Genomic DNA, 22665 nt, shown 5'->3' with positions numbered 1-22665 from the left:
CAATCTTGCCACCTTCTTCATTTCCAGTAGATTCAGTCTCTTTAACATTTGAAACCATTTGATTTCTCAATCTTTCACCATCAAAAATTATTCTTCCCGCGTGCCGCACCGTGCGGCACGCGGGCGCGGGGAGTTTCAGACGGCGGAAGTTCCGGGGCGTCTTGGGGAATCGGCACAGGTCTGCTGATTGGGCAGTGGACTGGACCACAGATGGTGCCCGAAACCCCTTTCGGACAAGGGGTGTTGACTGCTTATCATGACGTGTCCGTGACAAGCGCAGCTGCACAGCCCACCTGTCGCGGCGCCACGCAGGCACAGCTCCGCCCAGCACGCCCGAGCCCCCACCCCGGCGACGCGCTCCCTGGATCGCCCACGGCCCCACCCCCTGTCCGCAGCCGCGGCACCGAAGCCGCGGTGACGAGCGCCAGCCTCGGAGCTACGCGAGTAGACCGCACCGAACCGCACATCCCGGCACGTCCTGCACGTCCTGCACGTACCCGCACCTCCTCGCACCTCCCCGCACCCCACAACCGGAAGCCCAGGAGGAAAGCCTTGTCCTCGCGAATTCGCAGTGCCCGAACTCTGACCGTCGCCGGCGTCCTCGGCGCGAGCATCGCCCTGACAGCGACCATGACGGCGGGCACGGCCTCCGCCAGACCCGCGCCGTCCGGCGACACCATCCCGCTCGGCCAGGGATACGCCGGCGTCGGCTACGTCCAGGACAGCAAGGACTTCAAGCCGGACACACGCCAACTCCAGCTGAGCACCACGGCCGTGGTGAGCCCGTCCTTCGCCACGAACCCCCCGCCCGGTATCGACGTCTCGCACTACCAGGGGACGATCAACTGGGCGTCGGTCAAATCGGCGGGCATCCAGTTCGCCTGGATCAAGGCCACCGAGGGCACCTCGTACAAGGACTCCCAGTTCAACACCAACTACCTGAACGCCTACAAGAACAACGTGATCCGGGGCGCGTACCACTTCGCGCGGCCGGACGCCTCCAGCGGCGCCACGCAGGCGACCTACTTCGCCAACAACGGCGGCGCCTGGTCGAGGGACAACCTGACGCTGCCCGGGATGCTCGACCTGGAAGGCGGCTGCTACGGCAAGTCGGCCGCCGCGATGCAGTCGTGGATCCTCGACTTCTACAACACGTACAAGTCGAAGACCGGCCGCGACGTCGTCATCTACACCAGCCCCAGCTGGTGGAACACCTGCACCGGCGGCTGGAGCGGCATGTCCGCCAGGAGCCCGCTCTGGGTGGCGAGCTGGACCACCGCGTCCAACCCCACCCTCCCGAACGGCTTCCCGTACGCCACGGTCTGGCAGTACACCTCCACGGGCAGCGTCAGCGGCATCTCCGGCAACGTGGACCGCGACCGCTTCAACGGCGACCGCAGCCGCTTGCTGGCCTTGGCCAACAACACTGCGTGACACACCTCGGACCCCGGGTGGAGCAGGGCACGCACGGTGCCGCTCCACCCGGGGCTCCCCGCCGAGGATTGCCGTGGACCAGGCGAGGATCTCCTCGGTGCTGCGATAGTTGATGCGCAGCCGGTGGGTGCGCCCGGTGACCGAGATGCCCAGGGACCCCAGCGACACCCTGGAGTCGTAGATCCGCTGGTGGGGGTCGCCCGTGATGAACAGGTCGTCGTTTCCGGGCGCCACCGCGCCGCGCAGGACGCGCCACTGCGCGGGGTGAAGGTCCTGTGCCTCGTCGACGACATGGTCGTGCGTGGGTGAGGTGCCGGCCAGAAGGCCGTCCGCGAGGGGGCACACCTTGAGGTGGGTGGTCGCCTTCTGCTCGCGCAACATCTGCTCGAACAACTCGACGGCGGGCCACAACTGCTCGCGCTTCGAGGGCGACAACGCGCTGCCGCGCCCGCACCGGGCCGCCCTGAGCTGGGCCTCAGCCTTGACGAGGTAAGCGACTCCGCCTCTCCGGCACGGCGTTCGGCGGCGCGTTCGGAGCAGGCGAAACCACAGCCCGAAACGTCGACGAGAACGGCGAGATGGAGAACCTGTTCAATGGCTCGAGCAGGCTTCTACCGGGAGATCGGCGGCCAGGCCACCACGGCACACGACGCGCCGGCCCTGCGCGATGCCGTACAGAGCAGTGGGCCCTGGGACGAGGACCGTATCCTCGCGTACCTGGAATCGGCCAACCGCGTGGGCAACCACCCTGAGCTGGCCGACAGCAAGCCGACTGCTTACGGACCACTCGACGTCTTCCACCGCCCGTGAACTTTCGACTCCCTTTCCACGGCCCGCTTCCGCTGCTCAAGAAGAGCGACGAGCACGGCGTACGCCACAGAGTGCAGCGCCTCATCACAGAGGTACGGGCCGGATCCGGATGACCGGCACGATCCCGCGTCGGCCGCCCAGACCGACTTGCCGCTGGGCGGACACGGCTCCGTGCCCCATCGGTCGGCCAGGGAGGTCACCACGAACCGACCGCGGCCCGACTCCGCGTCCAAGGGTGCGATGAAGTCAGCAGCGGGTGAAGGCAGGCGATCACCTCGCGTGTCGGTCACGGCGATCCGCACCGTCCCAGGCCGGTCCTTCGCCGCCACTTTCCGCTGGGGCCGCCGATGCCCATGCCGGCCGGGGGCGTGGGGCATCGGCGCTGAGTCACCGATTCACCGTCACGCGGGAGTGCCGCCCGAATAGTCGCTGTCGAAGGTGGTCTCGACGGTGGTGGCGACCGGCTCGGCGACGCCCGTGCCCGTGAGGACGATTCCCAGCTCCCTGTTGTTGTCCAGCGAGTTGCTGCTGATGTTCATGGAGCCGGCCTCCACCTTCTGGGTGGACAGGCCGTAGTCGGCGACCATCGCCTTGGCGTGGATGTAGAAGCCGTTGGGGTCGGAGTAGCCGACGACCTTGCCGCCCGCCGCCTTGATGGCGGACACCTGGCTGGAGTAGCTGGACGGGCTCTCCAGTACCACCCGCACGGCCACGCCCGCCTTCGCCCGCGCCACGATGGCGTTGACCACCGTGCTGTCACTGAACTCCAGTTCCTCGACGTCGAGTTCGGAGGTGGCGCCGTTGATGACGGACAGCAGGCGGTTGCGGGAGTCGGTGGGGGACCAGAGCAGGTGGTCGCCGTCGGTGGGCGTGATCGAGGTGCCGGTGTAGTCGGCGTTGAAGACCTTCTCGATCGAGGCGACGTCGCGGCTGTCGTCGTCGAACACGCCGTAGTCACGGCTGGTCGTGTAGTACTGCGAGGTGAGGTTGCCGGTCATGATCAGCGACTTCACGCCGTCCACCGTGATGGTCTTCTGGTGCGTGTAGACGAAGGCGGACGGCGACCACACCACTCCCACACCCGCGCTGCTCAGGGCGCTGTACGCCGAGTTGTTGGCGGTCTTGTGCTGGCGGTCCAGTACGACCCGGACGGTGACGCCCTTGTTCTTCAGGGCTATGAGGTCGTTGACGGCGGTGGTGTCCTCCAGCTCGTACATGGTCATGTCGAGTGTGGTGGTGGCCGAGTTGATGAAGTCGTAGACGGTGGGCTGGCTGCCGCTACGCGAGAAGGCGAACGCGGAGTATTCGGCGGCGTTCGCGGGGAGGGCGGTGGCCACCACCGACGCACCGGCGGCCAGGGCGACACCGGCACGGCCGAGGACCTTCCACAGCATGCTTGACTCCTAGTCGAGTTGACGCTGGCGGAGCACGACGCGTGCATGACACCACGCGCGTAGAACGACGGGGAGAGGCAGCTCGGTAAACATGGCGTGAGCAACCGGCCGGGGCCGTGGACATAACGGACGCCGTGCAGGTCGGGGGCGGTGCAAGGGACTTCCTCGAAATGGCAAAAGCTTCCCATGACCTCATGCGGCGCCTTGTCGCGCACGACCTCGGAAGCACGACGTCGTCCATGCGCGACGGCATGAACTGGGCTCAGAGCAAGAGCATCGCCTACGCCTCCTTGCCCTTGCCCTTGCAATAGCCCTAGCCCTAGCCCTTGGGCGTGCCGTTGTTCTCGTCCTCGTCCGTCCTCGTGCGCAGAAGTGCGCCTCCCATCAGGAAGAACGCCGCTACGACGGACACCGCCCACGGGGCTCCATTGGTGGACAGCTCCGGGTCGGGGAACATGCCGGAGGCGGCCAGGGCGAGGAGGGTGCCGAAGGTCAGCGGGCCCGTTCCCGGAGGCATGGGAGCCGCTGTCCGCCAGCGCCTGCGCGGGATCCACAGGCGCAGCAGATCGGCGAGGATCGCCGCGGCCACCAGTCGAGTGCCGATCCTGAACCACAGAGGTGCCGTCACGTCCTGTTCGCCCACGCCCGTGATCGCGGTCATGGTGAAGAAGACGATGGGGACCAGCCAGCCGAGGCCGGCCCGTACCCCGGGCACCTGCTCCGGCCGGGCTCCGTCGGCGGCCTTCGGCCCGCTGACCTTCGCGAGGCTGACCTTCGCCAGGCTGACCTTGGTCGGGCCGGCCTTGGTCGTGCCGGGCTGCGTCTGGCCGGCCTCCGGGCGCGTCGCTGGGCTCGTGCGCTGTTCGGAGTCCGAGGGGCCGCGGGGGGACGGGACGGCCGGCAGAGACGGTACGTCCGGGAGCGGGCGCAGCGCGCGGGTCTGGGCGCGGCGGACCCGGCGGCCCGCATCGCCGTACTGGTCCATGTGCGCGGACAGTTGTGCCTGGAGCGCGAGCAGCTGCTCTGCCATCGCGTCGAACTCGGCGCGGCGTTCGGCGGCGCGGTCCGCCGCCTCCCGGTGGGCGTCGGCCAGTCGGCCCAGGGCCTCCGCGTGCGCCTGTACGGCTTCGGCGCGTGCGGACTCCGCGGTGCGCGGTGCCTCGGCCAGCTCCTGCTGGAGCCGCTTCCGCTCCGCTTCGATGATCTCGGCGATGCGGTGCCGCTCGTCCGGCGGCAGCTCACGCGGGGCGCGGGCCTCGGCACGGGCCACCGCGGACTGGCGCCACGCCAAGAGCGGCCGGCCCCGGTGCTCTCCGATGCCGTTGATGTGGACCTTGCCGCCCTTGGTGCGGTGGATGTACAGGACCTCGCCGCCCTTGCCGCTCTGCGCCTTGCCCCAGCTGACGCGCTCGAAGTCGGCCGCCGTCCGGATGCCCTGGGCCGCGAGGTCGCGGATCAGGCCGGCGCCGATGCCGTTCACCTGGCTCGCGGTGAGATACGTGCTGCCGAGCGCGCGTTCGATGGACTCGCGGCGCAGCACCGCGAGGGCCCGCTTCTCCCGGCTCTCGCGCTTTCCGTCCAGTCCGTGGAGCTGCCGGGTGAGCGAGGTCTCCTGGCGGACCTGCCGTTCGTGGATGCGTTGCAGTCCTTTGCCGTGTGCCGCCTCGGCGCGGTCGCGGTCCCGTGCCTCCCGGTTCAGGCGGCGCCGGTCGGCGAGTTCGAAGGCCCGTCGCCTGTCGAGGAGACGGCGCAGTGCGCGGATGGACTCGATGACACGGCGGCGCTCGGCGCGTACCTCCGCGGGCGAGAGGGTGGTGGCAGACGGGACGGGAGCGGACTCGTCCCGCCGCGTGGTCGTACTGTCGATCAATGGTGCTCTTTCCGCGGGCGGGTGTCGGAGGCCGTGGCCTGGGCGGGGTGCCGGGGGAGGCGCGGGGTGCGCCGTCCACCGATGGCTTGTGCCACAGAGATCGACTCGCACGCGGGTGCGAAGGTTGTACGTGCCGCCACAGGGGCGCGGGAAAGTCCGGCGCGGCCGCGCGAGTCCCGAAGCGCGCCCACGTTCCGGGCGCGGCCACGGTCCGGGCGCGGCCACACAGCGCGCCATCGGCCCGGCGCGGGGGTGACGGGCCGCCGCCTACTCCGCCTACTCCGCCTACTCCGGCGGTGTGGGCGTCTCGGGAGTGCGGTACATCGCCTGGATGTCCAGCTCCAGCTGCACGGTCGGTCCGACGACCGCGATCCCGCGGGCCAGCATGGAACGCCAGTTGAGGGTGAAGTCCTCGCGGTGCAGTTCGGCCTTCGCCAGTGCCGCGCAGCGGAGCTCCTGCTCGTAGCCGCCGTTCACCGTTCCGAGGTATGTCGTGTCCAGGCCCACGGAACGGCTGGTGCCGTGCATGGTGAGCGTGCCGTGCAGCGTCCACTTGGAGCCGCCGCGGTAGACGAACCGGTTGCTGACGAAGTCGATGTACGGATAGCGCTCGACGTCGAGGAAGTCGGCGGAACGCAGGTGGTTGTCGCGGGTCCTGTTGCCCGTGGCGATGCTGGAGGCGTCGATGCGCACCGACACCTGGGAGTCGGCCATGTCCGGCGCGACGCGGATGCCGCCGTCGAAGCGGGTGAAGCGGCCATGGACGTGGGCCATGCCCACATGCTTGGCGATGAACCGGATCGCCGTGTGCGGCGGGTCGAACAACCAGGTGCCGGGGGCCGGGAGTTCCAGCTGACGGGCGGGCAGCAGCGCGATGCGCTCCGGGGAGAGGACGACTCCGGCGGCTACGTCGACACTCTTGCGTGCGGGTGTCAGTCCCTCCGCGGTGGCCATCACGCTGTAGGAGCCAGGCGGCAGCGTCGCCATGAACAGGCCGAACGGATCCGTGGTGCCGCGGGCGAGGACGCGGTGGCTGTCCACCGAGGTCACCGTGACCTCGGCACCGCCCATGGGCTGTCCCATGGGATCGACGACCTCGCAGCCGTACGCACCCGCGCCGGTCGGCAGGGGGACCGACAGACCCGACGCGGCACCGGAAGCGTTGCGGGAACGCCGACGTCGGAGCAGCCCGAGGGCCATGCTGTTCACCTTTCTTCGCCGTGTCAGTACCGCGAGTCCCGCACGGAACCGCGAGGCCCGCTCGGAGTCGGCGCGCGCGGTCGCCAGGATCCAATGGAGACTGGTTGCGGATGCGATGAGATCAACTTTTCAACGATCATAGAACAGGCCGTGAGGGCCGTTCTTCCCCCGAAGTGGCGTGCGGCAGGCGCCTGCAACGTGTGCGATCACGGCGAAGGCCTGTAACCGTGGGCCGCGAAGCCAATTCTCGGTCATCGTCCTTTGCGGCAGTGCTGTGGCGAAGGACACCCGAAACCCCGTGGTGTTCACACACCGCTCCCGGTCCCCTCACGCGGCCCACACACCGAGGCCGCGTGTCAGTCCCCTCGATGGGTCAGCGGTAGTCCTCGGGATGGGACTGCATCCAGGTGTTCACGTCGTCCCGGGTGGAGAGGAGCAGCTTCTGGTGCCGCTTGAGGTTGGGAAAGGAGAAGTCCCCCGCAAGGGCCTCCTGCATCGCCTTGATCCGGGAGAGGGGAGGACCGAAGTGCCCGGTGCCCTTCGGGCTCGCCTTCATCGAGTTGTACAGGTCGTCGAGGTTGGTCACCACCCGGGTGAGGAAGTACTCGCAGTTCCCCGGGGTCGTACAGCCGTCGTTGTACGTAGCCTGCAACACGGCGAAGGCGTCCCGAACCTCCGGCACCGCCGCCCCGGGCGCGCCCTGCGATGTGGGATAGGTGGCCGTCTCGGAGGCGCTCGGGGCCGGTGCGCCCGGACTGGCCGTCGCGCCGCCGCTGCCGCTGCCGTCGGGCGTGGCCGAGGCGGCAGCCCGTCCGGCGGCCGACGCCGAAGCGCGGCCGGTGCCGGCTCCCGAGGCGCTGTCGCCCTCGGACGAGCATGCCGTCAACAAGGCCGCCACCAGCAGGATCGGCGCGGCGCGGCGAGCGACGCGGAGTGCGTCCACAGGGTCCCCCCGAGATGATCGATTTCTTGTGGGGACCCTGCCTAACAGCCCGCGTGGCCTGCTGTCCACCGCTTCGATGGACCGGACGGGCCCGGTCCCCGGAGCAGTTCGGTTGCCCGACTTCCCTGCCGCAGGGGCCCGGCCCCCTGCACGACAACTCGGCGCGTGAGGCGGCCTGTTATTGGTGCGGACTTATTGACGCTGCAAACCGGCGGTGATTCACTCCGTGGCTGAGAGCGCTCTCTCGCGGTTGGGGGCCAGCCGCGGTCCCGTTTACCCGACGCCTTTTCAGGGAGAGCCGTGTCTGAAATTCCCTCTCGTCGTGCCCTGCTCCGCGGGGCGGCGGCCGCTGCCGCAGCGGTGCCGCTGGCCGGCGCCACCGCAGGATCCGCCTTCGCGTCGTCCTCCGCCTCCGCCTCCGCCTCCAACTCCGGCGCCGGCTCGGTCGGCCACGGCGTCGCCGGCCACGGGACGGCCGGTCTGGGGCCGAACGTCCTGGTCTTCGACACGTCGATGGGCGACGCGGCGATCCAGGCGCGGATCGATGCCGTGTTCGCCGTCCAGGAGTCCAACCAGTTCGGAACCGAGCGGTACGCCCTGGCGTTCAAGCCGGGCACGTACAACGTCGAGATCAACGTCGGCTTCTACACCCACGTCCTCGGGCTCGGCGCCAGTCCCGAGGACGTTGTGATCAACGGTCATGTGACCGTCGACGCCCAGTGGTTCGACGGCAACGGCACGCAGGACTTCTGGCGGGCCGCCGAGAACCTGACCATCGTGCCGCCGGACGGGCTGGATCGCTGGGCCGTCGCCCAGGCCGCGCCCATGCGGCGCGTCCACGTCAAGGGCGACATGATCCTCATGCCGAGCCCGCCCGGCAACGGTTGGTCCAGCGGCGGCTTCCTCGTCGACAGCGTGGTGGGCGGCCAGATCAACTCGGGCTCGCAGCAGCAGTGGCTGTCGCGCAACGACACGATCGGCAGCTGGACCGGCGCCAACTGGAACATGGTCTTCGTCGGCGTCGAGGGCGCACCCGCCACATCCTTCCCGACCCCGCCCTACACGACCGTCGACCGCGTCCCGGTGATCCGGGAGAAGCCGTTCCTGACCGTGGACCGGCGCGGGGCCTACCACGTCTTCGTGCCCGCGCTGCGTCGCGACAGCACCGGCACCTCCTGGGCCGACGGGCCGGCCGCCGGCCACAGCATCCCGCTGACCGAGTTCCACGTCGCACACCCGGGCGACTCCGCCGCGAGCATCAACGCGGCGCTCGCCCGCGGCAAGCACCTCCTGCTCACCCCGGGCATCTACCCGCTGTCCGCGCCGCTGCGGGTCTCCCGGCCCGGCACCGTCGTCCTCGGCCTCGGTCTGGCCACCCTCCAGGCCGTCAGGGGCAACTCCCTCATCGAGGTCGCCGACATCGGTGACGTCTCCGTGGCCGGCGTGATCCTCGAGGCCGCCTCCGCAAGCTCCCCCGTGCTGCTGCGCGTCGGCGACGGCCACACCCGCAAGAACCACGCGCACCAGCCCACCGCGCTCTTCGACGTCTTCCCGCGCATCGGCGGCGCCGTTCCCGGCGGTACCGAGGTCAGCATCCAGATCGACAGCAACGACGTGATCGTCGACCACGTCTGGGCCTGGCGCGCCGACCACGGCCTCGACGGCACGGTCGGCTGGTCGGTCAACCCCGCGGGCGTCGGCTTCCTCGTCAACGGCGACCGGGTCACCGCCTACGGCCTGTTCGTCGAGCACCACCAGAACTACGAGGTGCTCTGGAACGGCAACCAGGGCCGCACCTACTTCTTCCAGAACGAGCATCCGTACGACGTCCCGACGCAGTCGGCCTGGAAGCACGGCAGCACCAACGGCTTCGCCGCCTACAAGGTCGGCGACCACGTCACCGAGCACCACGCCTGGGGCCTGGGCAGCTACGCCTTCTTCAACCTCAACGCGAACATCTACACCGACCGCGCCTATGAGGTCCCCGACACCCCGGGCGTCGTCTTCACCTCGCTGATGACCGTCTGCCTCAACGGCGCGGGCGGCGGCGGCATCCTGCACTGCATCAACGACACGGGTGACCCCGTCCAGAACGGCTTCGGGACCTACAACATGAAGTCGTACGCGAACGGCGTCGGCACGGTCTGACCCGCCCACAGGCGTTGACGCCTACGAGGCGCGCTCCGCCCACACCGCTTTGCGAAGCCCGCCGTCGCGCGGGCCGGCCTCCGAGGTGTGGGCGGGCAGCTGAAAATCCGTGGCCCGTCGGCCCCGCCTTCCGTACTGTCGACACGTCATCGCGCGCACCGTCTCGGTGCGGTGCGCGACTTCGCGACAGGAGAGAGGGGACGGCCGTGCGTGACCACACCGCATCCGTCGTCCCGCCGTCGCGCTTCGACGTGATCCTGGTGTCCTCGGGTATCCGGTGCCCGCTGCGCGGCCGGTACCGGATGCCCGTGTCGAGGGTCTGACCCGCTTCGACCGAACGGCCGAGTGCCCTGCCGCCCGTGTCCGGTGGCCGGGCACGGGTGGCCGGCGTGCCTTCACGCCCACACACCCCGCATGCCTGCCCTCGCACGGCGAATCGCGCTGCCCCTTTCCACATCACATCGAAAGGCCATGGGCCGTGCGCAGCACTGTCAGCCCCCTCAAGTCCCTCGCCGCCGTCCGCAACCTCGGCATCCTCGCCCACGTCGACGCCGGCAAGACGACCGTCACCGAGCGGATCCTGTACGCCACCGGCACCACCCACAAGCGGGGTGAGGTGCACGACGGGACCACCGTCACCGACTTCGATCCCCAGGAGCGGGATCGTGGCATCACCATCTTCGCCGCGGCCGTGAGCTGTGCCTGGGACGGGTGCTGGATCAACCTGATCGACACTCCCGGGCACGTCGACTTCGCGGACGAGGTGGAGCGTTCGCTGCGGGTGCTGGACGGGGCCGTGGCCGTGTTCGACGCGGTCGCCGGTGTGGAGCCGCAGAGCGAGTCGGTGTGGAGGCAGGCCGACCGGCACGGGGTGCCGAGGATCGCGTTCGTGAACAAGATGGACCGGGCCGGGGCCGATCTCGACACCGCCGTGGCGTCGATCCGTGAGCGATTGCATCCCGTCCCGCTGGTCGTGCAACTGCCCATCGGGGCGGAGGACGGCTTCGTCGGAGTCGTGGACCTCGTGCGCATGCGTGCGCTGGTCTGGCCCGACGGGAGTGATGGCGCCGCCGAGGTCCGTCCCGTGCCCGACGGCTTGCGTGACGAGGCGCTGCTCCGGCGCCGGCTGCTGGAGGAGGCCGTGGCCGAGCGGCATCCGGCCGCGCTGGAGGAGTTCTGCGAGGGGGAGACGCTCGGCGCCGCCGCACTCGTGTCCGCGCTGCGTGACCTGACCCGCACCGGTGACGGTGTCGTCGTGCTGTGCGGCTCCGCCTACCGCAACCGAGGGATCGAGCCGCTGCTCGACGCCGTCGTGGCCTACCTGCCGTCGCCGCTCGACGTGCCCGCCGTGCGCGGCACGTGGGACGGCACCGAGCAGGAGCGGGCCGCCGACCCGGCGGCTCCGTTCGCCGCGCTCGCCTTCAAGGTGAACGCCACCGCCACCGGGCGGCTGACCTACCTCCGCGTCTGTTCCGGAACGATCGAGAAAGGAGCCACCGTGTGGGACGCGACCGCACGCCGTACCGAGCGCATCGGGCGGATCCTGCGCGTGCAGGCCGACCGCCACGCTCCGCTCGAACGCGCGCTCGCCGGGGACATCGTGGCCGTGGTCGGTCTGAAGTCCGCCCGCGCGGGCTCGACCCTCTGCGACCCCGGCGCCCCGCTCGTCCTGGAGCCCCCGAGCGTCGCCGAGCCCGTCGTCTCCGTGGCCGTGGAGGCTCGTCGCAGGGCCGACGCCGACCGGCTCGCCTCCGCGCTCGGCCGGCTCACCGAGGAGGATCCGTCCCTGGTGGTGCGGACCGACCCCGAGACCGGTCAGACCGTGCTCTCCGGCATGGGGGAGCTGCACCTGGAGGTCGCCGTGGAGAAGCTGCGCCAGGCGCAGGGGATCGACGTCAACGTCGGCCGGCCTCGGGTGGCGCTCCGGGAGACCGTGGTGCGCGGGGTGTCCGGTGTGCTCTACCGGCACGTCAAACAGGACGGCGGCGCCGGGCAGTTCGCCCACGTCCTGCTGGACGTCGAGCCCATCGAGCCCATCGAGCCCATCGCGCCCAACGAGCCCGCGGAGAGCGACAGCGGCTTCGTCTTCCGGTCCGTCGTCGTCGGCGGCCGCGTACCGCAGGAGTACGTCCGTGCGGTGGAGGCCGGCTGCCGTGACGCCCTGGCCGAGGGGCCGCTCGGCGGGCATCCGGTGACGGGGCTGCGGGTCACCCTGACCGACGGCGCGACCCATCCCAAGGACTCCTCGGAGATGGCTTTCCGGACCGCCGGGCGGCTCGGTCTGCGTGAGGCGCTGCGCGCCTGCGCGATGCGTGTGCTGGAGCCGGTCGTCGAGGTCACGGTGACCGTCCCCGAGGAGGCCGTGGGGGGCGTACTCGGTGACCTGGCCGCACGGCGTGGCCAGGTCTCGGGCCAGGCCGCCCGCGCGAGGACCGCGGTGGTCACCGCCACCGTCCCCCTGGCCGAGCTGTTCGGCTACGCGACCCGTCTGCGCAGCCGTACCCAGGGCCGGGGCACCTTCACCACCCGTCCTGCCGGGTACGCCCCCGCGCCGGGGGCCGTCCCGAGCCCGGCGCCTGCCGGGTAGCCGTACGTCCGCTGCCGGACAGCGGTTCGCGGCGGGCCGGTCCCTCCCGCCACTCCGCGGAGGGACCGGCCCCAGGCCGGGGATCGACTGGCCCCAGGCCGGGGATCGACTGGCCCCAGGCCGGGGATCGACTGGCCCCAGGCCGGGGATCGACTGGCCCCAGGCCGGGGAGGGACCGGCCCCGGACCGGGGAGGGACCGGCCTCCACGCCCGCGCACTGCTCACAGCCCCCGGTCGCCCACTCTCCGTAGCATTCGGCACCCGCACCGATTACCCCCTGCCGCAACCCTTGACGGACTTGCGTCGAAGGGTTTAACTCACGTCCTAAATTAAGCCGTGAGGGTGCTTCACGAGTTGAACGGTCGAACGCTCCCTCTGGTTCTCGACTCCCGGAAAGGGACACCAGGAGCCATGCGCAGCATCCGAGCCGCGGCCGTAGGCGCCGTCACCTTGTCTCTCGCCCTTGCCGCCTCGGCCTGCGGAGGCGGTTCGTCGACGGGCGGCGGGTCCAACGACTCGCCGAAGACGCTCACGTACTGGGCCTCCAACCAGGGCGCCAGCATCGAGGTCGACAAGAAGGTCCTCCAGCCCGAGCTCGACAAGTTCGAGAAGCAGTACGGGATCAAGGTCAAGCTGGAGGTCGTGCCCTGGTCGGATCTGCTCAACCGGATCCTGACCGCCACCACGTCCGGGCAGGGACCCGACGTCCTCAACATCGGCAACACCTGGAGCGCGTCGCTCCAGGCCACCGGCGCGCTGCTGCCGTGGGACGCGAAGAACTTCGCGAAGATCGGCGGCAAGGACCGCTTCGTCGACTCCGCCCTCGGCTCCACCGGCGTCCAGGGCCAGGACCCGGCCGCCGTGCCGCTGTACTCGATGGCGTACGCGCTCTACTACAACAAGCAGATCTTCGCCGACGCGGGGATCAGCAAGCCGCCCGCCACCTGGGACGAACTGGTCGCCGACGGGAAGAAGATCCAGGCGAAGGGCAAGCAGGTCATCGGCGCCGAGGGTGCCAACGTCTCGGAGAACATCCACCACGTCTTCGTCTTCGCCAAGCAGCACGGCGCCGACTTCTTCACCGCCGACGGCAAGCCCGACTTCACCAACGACGGAGTGGTCGCCGCGGTCAAGCAGTACGTCGACCTGATGGCCAAGGACAAGGTCATCCCGCAGGGCAACGCCGAGTACGCGCAGAACCAGTCGGTGAGCGACTTCGCCAAGGGGAAGACGGCGATGCTGCTGTGGCAGTCGGCCTCCGCCAACCTCAAGTCCCAGGGGATGAGCGAGGACGCCTACGGCATCGCCCCCGTGCCCGTGCGGTCCGGCGCCCCCGGCACCGGCACCCAGGTCAACTCGATGGTCGCCGGCATCAACATGGCCGTCTTCAAGAACACCGACAACCTCGACGGCGCCACCAAGTTCGTGAAGTTCATGACCAGCGACGACGAGCAGAAGATCCTCAACAAGGCCTACAGCTCCATCCCGCCGGTCAAGTCCGCGCAGGCGGACCCCTCGTTCAACACCCCGGCCAACGCCGTCCTGAAGAACACCCTGGCCACCAGCGCCGCCGCGCTGCCCCAGGTCGCCCAGGAGTCCCAGTTCGAGACGACCGTCGGTACGGCCGTCAAGGAGCTGTTCGCGGACGCCGCGGCCGGCCGCGCGGTGACCACCGACTCGGTGAAGGCCAAGCTCGAAAAGGCCCAGCAGCAGATGCCGGCGAAGTGAGCGCGATGACCACCACCACCGCCGCCGTCAAGGAGACGGTGGGCACCACGGCCCCCGGTACGGCGCCCACCGCGCGCCGCACCGGGCGGCGGAGGCGCGTCGGACTGCCGTACCTGCTGCTCCTGCCCGCCCTGCTCCTCGAACTCCTGGTCCACCTGGTGCCGATGGTCATCGGCATCGTGATGAGCTTCAAGGAACTCACCCAGTTCTACATCCGCGACTGGGGCAGCGCCCCCTGGTCCGGCCTCGGCAACTACACGGTGTCGGTGGACTTCGACGCCCCCGTCGGCGAGGCCCTGCTCCACTCCTTCTTCGTCACCGTCGGCTTCACCCTGCTCTCGGTCGGCCTGTGCTGGCTGATCGGCACGACCGCGGCGATCTACATGCAGGACACCTTCCGCGGCCGCGGCCTGCTGCGCGCGCTGTTCCTGGTGCCGTACGCGCTGCCCGTCTACGCGGCCGTCATCACCTGGGTGTTCATGTTCCAGCACGACAACGGCCTGGTGAACCACGTCCTGCACGACCAGCTGCACCTCACCGACAAGCCGTCCTTCTGGCTGATCGGCGACAACAGCTTCGTCGCGCTGCTCGTGGTGTCGGTGTGGAAGGGCTGGCCGTTCGCCTTCCTGATCGTCATGGCCGGGCTCCAGAACATCCCACGGGAGCTGTACGAGGCGGCGGCGCTGGACGGCGCCGGGATGTGGCAGCAGATCCGCCGCATCACCCTCCCGTCCCTCCGCCCCGTCAACCAGGTGCTGATCCTGGTGCTGTTCCTGTGGACGTTCAACGACTTCAACACGCCGTACGTCCTGTTCGGCAAGGCCGCCCCCGAGGCCGCGGACCTCATCTCGGTCCACATCTACCAGGCCTCGTTCGTCACCTGGAACTTCGGCACCGGCTCCGCGATGTCCGTCCTGCTGCTGCTCTTCCTGCTGGTGGTGACGGGCGCGTACCTGCTGCTCACCTCGCGCGGACGGAGGACCTCCGATGTCTGACTCCTACAGGTCCCTCCCTACCTCCCCCTACAGGTCCCCGATGGCCCCGCCGCGCTCCTTCCTCTGGTCCCGGCGGATCTTCCTCACCCTGCTCACCGGGTTCGTCCTGGTGCCGGTGTACGTCATGGTCTCCAGCTCGCTGAAGCCGCTGGCCGACGTCACCGGCAAGTTCCGCTGGCTGCCGAGCGGCCTGACGATCCGCCCGTACATCGACATCTGGTCGACGGTCCCGCTGGCGAGGTACTTCGTGAACTCGCTGATCGTGGCGGGCGCGGCGACGGTCTGCTCGGTGGTGATCGCGGTCTTCGCCGCGTACGCCGTGAGCCGCTACGACTTCCGCGGCAAGCGCGTCTTCACCGTCACCGTGCTGTCCACCCAGATGTTCCCGGGCATCCTCTTCCTCCTCCCGCTGTTCCTCCTCTACGTCAACATCGGCAACGCCACCGGCATCGCCCTGTTCGGCTCCCGCGGCGGCCTGATCCTGACGTACCTCACCTTCTCCCTCCCGTTCTCCATCTGGATGCTGATCGGCTACTTCGACTCGGTGCCGCGCGACCTGGACGAGGCGGCACTGGTGGACGGCTGCGGACCGCTCGGCGCGCTGTTCCGCGTCGTGGTGCCGGCCGCGGTGCCCGGCATCGTCGCCGTCGCCGTGTACGCCTTCATGACCGCCTGGGGCGAGGTGCTCTTCGCCTCCGTGATGACCAACGACACCACCCGCACGCTCGCCGTGGGCCTGCAGGGCTACTCCACGCTCAACGACGTGTACTGGAACCAGATCATGGCCGCCTCGCTCGTCGTCAGCGTGCCCGTGGTCGCCGGATTCCTGCTGCTCCAGCGTTACCTCGTCGCCGGGCTGACGGCAGGAGCCGTCAAGTGACCAACCGCTTTGATCCCGAAGGGGCTTCTGTGACCATCGATCTCGCCGCGCTCCCGCACGACTTCCTCTGGGGCACGGCCACCTCGGCGTACCAGATCGAGGGAGCCGTCGCCGAGGACGGCCGCTCGCCGTCCATCTGGGACACCTTCTCCCACACCCCGGGCAAGATCGACAACGACGACGACGGTGACACCGCCTGCGACCACTACCACCGCTGGCGCGAGGACATCGCCCTGATGCGGCGCCTGGGCACCAACGCCTACCGGCTGTCCATCGCCTGGCCGCGCGTCGTGCCCGGCGGCGACGGCCCGGTGAACGCCAAGGGCCTCGCCTTCTACGACGAGCTGATCGACGGCCTGCTGGAAGCGGGCATCACCCCGTCCGTCACCCTCTACCACTGGGACCTCCCGCAGGTTCTCCAGGACCGGGGCGGCTGGCCCGAGCGGGCGACCGCCGAGCACTTCGCCGCCTACGCCTCGGTGGTCGCCGAACGCCTGGGCGACCGGGTCAGCCGCTGGGCCACCCTCAACGAGCCGTCCTGCTCCGCCTGGATCGGCCACCTGGAGGGCAAGATGGCCCCCGGTCTCACCGACCTGACCGCGGCCGTCCGCTCCTCGTACCACCTCCTGCTCGGTCACGGCCTGGCCGTACGGGCGATCCGCGCCGCCGCCCCGAACGCCCGGATCGGCATCGTCAACAACCTCTCCACCGTCCACCCCGCCACCGACCGCCCCGAGGACCTGGCGGCCGCCCGCCGCCACGACGGCCACGTCAACCGCTGGTGGCTGGACCCGGTGCACGGCCGCGGCTTCCCCGCCGACATGCGCGAGGTCTACGGCGTCGACCTCCCCGAACGCCCCGGCGACGCGGAGACCATCGCCGCGCCCCTGGACTGGCTCGGCCTCAACTACTACTTCCCGGCGTACGTCGAGGACGACCCCACCGGCCCGGCACCCCACGCCCGTTCGGTACGCCGCCCGGACGTGCCGCGCACCGGCATGGACTGGGAGATCGACGCCGGCGGCATCGAAGCCCTGCTCCTGCGCCTCACCGACGACTACGGCGCCCGCAAGCTCTACGTCACCGAGAACGGCTCCGCCTTCCCGGACGTCGTCCGCCCCGACGGCACCATCGACGACCCCGAACGCCAGGACTACCTCGTCCAGCACCTGGCCGCCTGCGCCTCCGCCGCCCGCAAGGGCGCCCCCCTCGCCGGCTACTTCGCCTGGTCCCTCCTGGACAACTTCGAATGGGCCTACGGCTACGACAAGCGCTTCGGCCTCGTCCACGTCGACTACCGGACCCAGGCGCGCACCATCAAGGGCAGCGGCCGGCGGTACGCGGAGATCGTACGGGCGCACCGGGAGGGGGAGAGGAAGGCCGCGTAGGACGGTGACGACGCCGCCGACGCCCCCGGGCGTACGGCCCTCGGGGCCCGGTGCGCACCTCGCACCGGGCCCCGAGTTGCCGGACCCTGCTCCCGGCGGACTGGTCGTCCGCCGGGTGGTGCGGCGGGGCGCCGGGGCTCAACTCGCCGGCACCGTGTCCTCGTAGGCGGTGCCGGACGACCGGTAGGCGGCTATCTTCGCGCTGACCTGGGCCGGTGTGAGCACCTGATTCTTGACGTGCAGGACGTAGTCGATCTGCTCCTGATAGGACCTGGGGGTGGTGGACGTCTGGCCGTTGAGGTCGATCAGCCACTGGTTGAAGTTGATCGACATGGGGCGTTCGGGCAGGTAGGCGGCGTCGTGGGTGCCGAACAGCTGCCCGTCGACGTAGTACTTGATGGTGCTGTCGTCGATGGTCAGCATCAGGTCGTGCCAGCCGTCGTAGCTCTGGCGGCCCTCGGTGTGCTGGTTGACCGCCTGCCACGGGTCGGGGTTGTAGGTCTCCCAGGAGGTGGTGTACAGGATGTCGGACGGCTCGCCCCAGCCGCCGTTGGGCAGGTACTCGAAGTCGTACTCGGAGTAGTCGTCGGCCATCGGGGCCTTGAGGTCGTTGATGGTGAAGAACGTCTGCACCAGGTGGTCGCCGTCGGGGCCGGAGGTCGGGACGTCGTTGAACTTCACGCGGGCCGCGTAGGTGCCGTTCTTGAACTTGGTCGCCTTGGTGAGCACCTCGGTCTGCTCGGTGCCGGAGGCGGTGCCGTTGGTGGAGGTCTCCAGGTTCATGACGGTGTTGCCGCCGCTGCTGGGGAAGGTGACGTTGGACGGGTCCCAGGTGGCGCCCGGAACGCCGGGGCCGCCGGAGTTGGAGCGCACCGACCAGCCGTGGGCGGAGATCGCGGGGTCGGTGTACGAGCTGTAGCTGAAGTCGTCCCACAGAGTGCCGGAGCCGTCCGACGGTGGCGGGGTGGTCGGCGGGTCGGTGGGCGGGTCGGTGGGCGTGTTGCCTTCGGGGGCGGTGCCCCAGACAAGGGAGCCGCCGCGGGTTGCGGTGACCCTGCTCCAGTCGCCGTACGAGGTCTGGGTGGCGCTGAAGGAGTAGTCGTCGCTCTGCCGCAGGGTCTGCCAGTTGGACTGGTAGAAGCGCAGTTGCATGTCGCCGGTGTCGGCGCCCGGTGCGAGGGAACCGGCACCGGAGGTGAAGCCGATCTCCAGGTAGCGGTCGGCGGTGTCGGTGGGGTGGGCGAGGGTGCCGAAGGTGCCGGTGATGTTGGCACAGCCCTTCACCGCCCAGGAACAGGCGAAGCGGTACGTCGCGCCGGCCGAGTCGGCCTTGAAGTAGTAGCGGAGTTTGACCTCGCTGAGCGGCAGGGCGGCGGTGCCGGTGTTCTTCACCTTGAACCACGGCTCGCTCTGGTCGGCGGTGGCACCGGTGGCGCTGGTGCGGTACTGCACCGAGAGGGCGTCGGCGGCGCTGGCGGTGCTGGGCAGGGCGGCCAGGGCGGTGGCGCCCAGGGCCGTGACGGCGGCGGCAGCGGCCGTGGCGCGAAGACGCCGGCGGCGCTGCCCGGCGGGCCCGTTCTCGTTGCTGGTCACAGTGGTGTCCTCTCCGTGAGCGATCGGGTGGATGTCATGCGGAGGGCGCTGTACTGGCGGGCGTCATCGTGGACGATGGCGCGGTCGGACTGCGATGGCGGCGGACGCCGAGGGCGTCCAGTCGGGGGATGTGCGCGGTGAGCCGGGCGGTGAAGTCCCGCCAGGCCGTGGGCCCGGTCCAGGCCCGGTCGGCGAGCGCGCACAGCCGGGGGTAGGCGAGGCGGTCGAGGTCGGCGGCGGTGGGGGCGAACTCGGTCCACAGCTGTGCCTGGGTGCCGCGGACCCGCCCGCCGCCCGGGGCGGCCGTCCGTGGCTCGGGGTCTCCGCCGTGGACGGCGGGCAGGTCGACGATCGCGCCGGGCTGGGCGGGTGGGCCGTGAGGGCTGTCGTCCTGGGCGTAGTCGAGGTAGGTGGTGCGGTGGTGGGTGAGGACGACGTCGCGGCCGTGGCGGAGTGCTTCGGCGGCGTGGGCGGGGTCGCGCCAGCTCATCACCGTGAACCCCGGCGGTAGCAGGGCGCCGTCTTCGGCCCAGCCGACGGGGTGGCGGCCGTGATCCAGCAAGTAGGCGCCCGCCTGGCCCAGGAGCCAGCCGTGGAGGGCCGCCGGTCCGGGCAGTCGTTCCGCGGCCACGCGGGCACGGGCGCGGGGGCTCTGCTCCCATTCGGTCGTGGGGCACTCGTCTCCGCCCAGGTGGATGTAGGGGGAGGGGAAGACGTCCATCACCTCGGCGAGTACGGCGCGGCAGAAGTCGAGCACCTCGTCGTGGACGCCGAGGATGGTGTCGCACACGCCCCATCGCGTCCACACGTCGAGCCTGCGCTCGGGGTGGTTGCCCAGGTGGGGGTAGGCGGCGAGGGCGGCGCGGACGTGGCCGGGCATCGCGACCTCCGGTACCACGGACACGCCGCGCCGTGCCGCGTAGGCGACGAGGCCGGTGAGTTCCGCGCGGGTGTACGCACCGCCGTGCGGGCGGCCGTCGAAGCCGGCGGGGCTGTCGGGGCTGTCGGGGCCGAGCATCGACTCGGCTCGGTGGGCGCCGGCCGTGGTGAGGCGGGGGTAGGAGGTGACGGGCATGCGCCAGCCCTGGTCGTCGGTGAGGTGCAGGTGGAGGACGTTGAGCTTGTGCAGGGCGAGCAGGTCGACGTGCCGGCGGAGGGTGGCGGCGTCGTGGAAGTGACGTGCGACATCGATCATCAGGCCCCGCCAGGGGTGGCGGGGGACGTCGGTGATCTCGGTGCAGGGAAGTTCCCAGACCTCCCGGCGGGCCGCGGCCGGGGGCGGGGCGAGTGCCTCGGGCGGCAGGAGCTGGCGGATGGTCTGGACGCCGCGGAGCAGGCCCATGGGATGGGCGGCGCGCAGCAGGACGGAGTGCGGGGAGATGGTGAGTCCGTACCCCTCCTGCCCCAGGCCGCCGAGTTGGCGGTCGACGGTGAAGGTGACGGTGCCGGACGAGGAGGGGGCCAGGGGTAGTCCGATGGCGGGTGAGAGGAGTGTGCGCAGCAGGTCGGCGGCGCCTTCGGCTTCGCCGGTGGCGCGGACGGCGGTGGTGGCGTCGAGGGTGAAGTGGCCGGAACGGTGGACCTGCCGTGTGGGCCGGGGCAGCAGAACCTGTTCTCGGCGGAGTGAGGACACGGGCGGGCGGCCTTCCGGGGAGGGGCGGGCGGGGAGCGGGTGCGGTGTGCCGGGGCTGTCTGCGGGCAGGGCGGGGCAGGGCGAGGCGGTGGGCGTCGGGGCTCTGTGCGGGGGAGGGGCAGACGGTGGGTGCCGGAGCCGTCCGAGGGCAGCGGGGTGACACGGCGGGCGTCAGCCCTTGACCGCCCCCGAGGCCAGGCCGGAGGTGACATGGCGTTGGAGCAGCAGGAAGACGACGAGGGCGGGGAGCGCGAAGAGGGTGGAGGCGGCCATGGTGGCGCCCCAGTCCGTGCCGAAGGTGTTCTGGAAGGAGGACAGCCACACCGGCAGGGTGCGGTGGTCCTGGTTCTTGATGATCAGGAAGTTGGCGTAGGCGAACTCGTTCCAGGCGGTGATGAACCCGAAGAGCGAGGTGGCCATCAGCCCCGGAGCGAGCAGGGGCAGGGCGACCCGCAGGAACGCCCCGGGCCGGGTGCAGCCGTCGACCTGCGCGGCCTCCTCCAGCTCCGGCGGGATGGTGGCGATGAAGCCGCGCAGCACGATGATGGTGAACGGCAGCGTGATCGTGAAGTACACCAGCGTCAGGGTGAGCAGCCGGTCCAGCATGCCGGTGTCGCGGGCGATGATGTAGACCGGGATGATCAGCGACTCCCACGGGGCCATCTGCGCGACGAAGACGGCGAGGACGAACTGCCGGCGTCCCCGCCACCGCATCCGGGCCACGGCGAACGCGGCACCCAGGGCAACGACCAGCGACAGCAGGACCGCACCGGCGGTGACCAGGAGGCTGTTGCGCCAGAACTGGGCGAAGCCGGCCGCGTGGACGGCGGTGCGGAAGTGCTCCAGGGTCCAGGTGTGCGGCACCAGTTGCGGGGTGGAGGACTGGATGTCACGCGACGGCTTGAACGCCGTCGTGGCCATCCAGTAGACGGGGAACAGGCAGACCAGCACCGTCAGGGCGGCGCCCGCGTGGAGCGGCAGACGGCGCAGACGGCGCACGGGGCTCCGGCGGACCGCCGCGCCGGCGGGGCGCACGACGCTCACAGCTCCTCCTCCTGGCGGAACATCTGGCGGAAGTAGAGGACCAGGACGCCCGACATGAGGACCACGGTGACCATGGAGGCCGCCGAGCCGAGGTCGTAGCGCTGGCTGGAGAGGGCGGTCTGCACCGCGTAGACCGGCAGGATGGTGGTGGCGTCGCCGGGGCCTCCCTTGGTCATCACCCAGATCTGCACGAACGCCCTGAAGGTCCAGATCACTTCGAGGCAGAGGACGAGCATCACGATCGGCCGGATGACCGGGAAGGTGACCGATCTGAGGATCCGCAGGGCGCCGGCGCCGTCGATGCGGGCGGACTCGTTCAGTTCGGCGGGAACGGTGGTGAGCGCCGAGTACAGGGTGATGGCGGCGAACGGGACCGACTGCCACACCACGAGGGCGACGAGGATGGCGAAGGCCGCCGTGCCGTGGGCGAACCAGGGGTAGCGCTCGAAGGAGCCGAAGCCGAGGGAGGTCAGGAGCCAGTTGACGACGCCGAACTCGGAGTGGAAGAGCCACTGGAACACGGTGGTGGCCGCGACCACCGGCATCGCCCAGGCCAGGACGAGGGAGCTGAGCACAGCGGTCCGCCAGACGCGGCCGAGTCGCTCGGTCATCAGCGCCACGAGCAGCGCGATCACCATGATGAGGACGACGTTCACGGCCATGAAGAGGAACGTGCGGCGCACCACCGTCCAGAACCGTGGATCGGTCAGCAGCGTCCGGTAGTTGTCCAGGCCGACGAACCTGGCGTCCCCCGAGATGAGTTCGCGCAGGCGGAAGTCCTGCAAGGAGATCAGGACGGCTCGGGCGAGGGGGTAGACCAGCAGGTAGAGCATGCCGAGCACAGCGGGCGCCACCAGCAGGTAGGGCCAGGGACCGCCGTGGTGACGTGCGGCGCCGCGGGCGGTCGGTGGGACGGACACCCGGTGCCGCCGGTGCGGGGCGGCGCGGGGGACGGCGCGTTCTCGGATGGCCGACACGGCCCCTCCTTTCGTACGGTGGCGGGCGGGGGACCGGCGAT

Annotated in this window: 16 protein-coding genes and 1 pseudogene; 8 read left to right on the top strand and 9 right to left on the bottom strand. The window is 70.3% G+C overall.

The window, feature by feature from the left end; genetic code table 11:
* Nucleotides 1–630: 630 nt before the first annotated feature.
* Nucleotides 631–1434 (top strand): GH25 family lysozyme, encoded by an 804-nt coding sequence (locus ABZ484_RS23355; RefSeq protein ID WP_358867853.1) that lies wholly within the window; start codon nucleotides 631–633, stop codon nucleotides 1432–1434.
* A 72-nt stretch (nucleotides 1435–1506) separates the two neighbouring features.
* On the opposite strand, the pseudogene ABZ484_RS23350 reads toward ABZ484_RS23355, so the two are convergent.
* Nucleotides 1507–1896, bottom strand: a pseudogene (locus tag ABZ484_RS23350) (UvrD-helicase domain-containing protein); the annotation flags it as partial.
* Nucleotides 1897–2028: 132 nt separating this feature from the next.
* On the opposite strand from ABZ484_RS23350, the gene ABZ484_RS23345 reads away from it, so the two are divergent.
* Nucleotides 2029–2244, top strand: coding sequence for a hypothetical protein (locus ABZ484_RS23345; RefSeq protein ID WP_358867851.1), 216 nt, complete (start codon nucleotides 2029–2031; stop codon nucleotides 2242–2244).
* 401 nt (nucleotides 2245–2645) lie between these two features.
* Here ABZ484_RS23345 and ABZ484_RS23340 read toward each other — a convergent pair whose 3' ends face one another.
* From ABZ484_RS23340 to ABZ484_RS23325, 4 genes are all read right to left on the bottom strand, one after another.
* Entirely contained in the window at nucleotides 2646–3638 is a 993-nt protein-coding gene (locus ABZ484_RS23340; protein WP_358867850.1) for a phospholipase D-like domain-containing protein, read from the bottom strand.
* Between the two features lie 319 nt (nucleotides 3639–3957).
* Nucleotides 3958–5508, bottom strand: coding sequence for a hypothetical protein (locus ABZ484_RS23335; protein ID WP_358867849.1), 1551 nt, complete (start codon nucleotides 5506–5508; stop codon nucleotides 3958–3960).
* Between the two features lie 285 nt (nucleotides 5509–5793).
* The gene (locus ABZ484_RS23330) at nucleotides 5794–6708 is read right to left on the bottom strand and encodes a YceI family protein (RefSeq protein ID WP_358867848.1); all 915 of its coding nucleotides are present in this window, start codon (nucleotides 6706–6708) and stop codon (nucleotides 5794–5796) included.
* 373 nt (nucleotides 6709–7081) lie between these two features.
* The gene (locus tag ABZ484_RS23325) at nucleotides 7082–7651 is read right to left on the bottom strand and encodes a hypothetical protein (RefSeq protein WP_358867847.1); all 570 of its coding nucleotides are present in this window, start codon (nucleotides 7649–7651) and stop codon (nucleotides 7082–7084) included.
* A 300-nt stretch (nucleotides 7652–7951) separates the two neighbouring features.
* On the opposite strand from ABZ484_RS23325, the gene ABZ484_RS23320 reads away from it, so the two are divergent.
* The 6 genes from ABZ484_RS23320 (at nucleotide 7952) to ABZ484_RS23295 (ending at nucleotide 17377) form a co-directional block, all read left to right on the top strand.
* Nucleotides 7952–9799 (top strand): adenylyl cyclase, encoded by a 1848-nt coding sequence (locus ABZ484_RS23320; RefSeq protein ID WP_358867846.1) that lies wholly within the window; start codon nucleotides 7952–7954, stop codon nucleotides 9797–9799.
* A gap of 478 nt (nucleotides 9800–10277) precedes the next feature.
* Nucleotides 10278–12386 carry an elongation factor G gene (gene fusA / locus ABZ484_RS23315; RefSeq protein WP_358867845.1) on the top strand — a complete coding sequence of 703 codons (2109 nt, stop codon included), beginning with the start codon at nucleotides 10278–10280 and terminating at the stop codon, nucleotides 12384–12386.
* A gap of 411 nt (nucleotides 12387–12797) precedes the next feature.
* Complete coding sequence (locus ABZ484_RS23310; protein WP_358867844.1) at nucleotides 12798–14114, top strand: sugar ABC transporter substrate-binding protein; 1317 nt, start codon at nucleotides 12798–12800, stop codon at nucleotides 14112–14114.
* A 5-nt stretch (nucleotides 14115–14119) separates the two neighbouring features.
* Complete coding sequence (locus ABZ484_RS23305; protein WP_358867843.1) at nucleotides 14120–15109, top strand: sugar ABC transporter permease; 990 nt, start codon at nucleotides 14120–14122, stop codon at nucleotides 15107–15109.
* Between the two features lie 40 nt (nucleotides 15110–15149).
* Entirely contained in the window at nucleotides 15150–15989 is an 840-nt protein-coding gene (locus ABZ484_RS23300) for a carbohydrate ABC transporter permease (protein ID WP_358867842.1), read from the top strand.
* A gap of 29 nt (nucleotides 15990–16018) precedes the next feature.
* Nucleotides 16019–17377, top strand: a complete 1359-nt coding sequence (locus ABZ484_RS23295; protein ID WP_358867841.1) for a GH1 family beta-glucosidase — start codon at nucleotides 16019–16021, stop codon at nucleotides 17375–17377.
* A 138-nt stretch (nucleotides 17378–17515) separates the two neighbouring features.
* On the opposite strand, the gene ABZ484_RS23290 is transcribed toward ABZ484_RS23295, so the two are convergent.
* From ABZ484_RS23290 to ABZ484_RS23275, 4 genes are all read right to left on the bottom strand, one after another.
* On the bottom strand, nucleotides 17516–18970 hold the full coding sequence (locus ABZ484_RS23290) for a cellulose binding domain-containing protein (RefSeq protein ID WP_358867840.1): 1455 nt from the start codon (nucleotides 18968–18970) through the stop codon (nucleotides 17516–17518).
* A 34-nt stretch (nucleotides 18971–19004) separates the two neighbouring features.
* Nucleotides 19005–20603 carry a beta-N-acetylhexosaminidase gene (locus tag ABZ484_RS23285; protein ID WP_358867839.1) on the bottom strand — a complete coding sequence of 533 codons (1599 nt, stop codon included), beginning with the start codon at nucleotides 20601–20603 and terminating at the stop codon, nucleotides 19005–19007.
* A gap of 171 nt (nucleotides 20604–20774) precedes the next feature.
* The gene (locus tag ABZ484_RS23280) at nucleotides 20775–21638 is read right to left on the bottom strand and encodes a carbohydrate ABC transporter permease (protein ID WP_358867852.1); all 864 of its coding nucleotides are present in this window, start codon (nucleotides 21636–21638) and stop codon (nucleotides 20775–20777) included.
* 5 nt (nucleotides 21639–21643) lie between these two features.
* Nucleotides 21644–22624 (bottom strand): sugar ABC transporter permease, encoded by a 981-nt coding sequence (locus tag ABZ484_RS23275; protein WP_358867838.1) that lies wholly within the window; start codon nucleotides 22622–22624, stop codon nucleotides 21644–21646.
* Nucleotides 22625–22665 lie beyond the last annotated feature (41 nt).

Source organism: Streptomyces sp. NPDC006393 (assembly GCF_040628575.1).
In the GTDB taxonomy this organism is placed as follows: Bacteria; Actinomycetota; Actinomycetes; order Streptomycetales; family Streptomycetaceae; genus Streptomyces.
This window is presented reverse-complemented; position numbering and strand designations above follow the sequence as displayed.

What these genes read in the sequence shown, in the direction of transcription:
- ABZ484_RS23355 (WP_358867853.1), top strand. Translation starts at nt 631, where the DNA reads ATGACGGCGGGCACGGCCTCCGCCAGACCCGCGCCGTCCGGCGACACC.
- ABZ484_RS23345 (WP_358867851.1), top strand. Translation starts at nt 2,029, where the DNA reads ATGGCTCGAGCAGGCTTCTACCGGGAGATCGGCGGCCAGGCCACCACG.
- ABZ484_RS23340 (WP_358867850.1), bottom strand. Translation starts at nt 3,638, where the DNA reads ATGCTGTGGAAGGTCCTCGGCCGTGCCGGTGTCGCCCTGGCCGCCGGT.
- ABZ484_RS23330 (WP_358867848.1), bottom strand. Translation starts at nt 6,708, where the DNA reads ATGGCCCTCGGGCTGCTCCGACGTCGGCGTTCCCGCAACGCTTCCGGT.
- ABZ484_RS23310 (WP_358867844.1), top strand. Translation starts at nt 12,798, where the DNA reads ATGCGCAGCATCCGAGCCGCGGCCGTAGGCGCCGTCACCTTGTCTCTC.
- ABZ484_RS23305 (WP_358867843.1), top strand. Translation starts at nt 14,120, where the DNA reads ATGACCACCACCACCGCCGCCGTCAAGGAGACGGTGGGCACCACGGCC.
- ABZ484_RS23300 (WP_358867842.1), top strand. Translation starts at nt 15,150, where the DNA reads ATGGCCCCGCCGCGCTCCTTCCTCTGGTCCCGGCGGATCTTCCTCACC.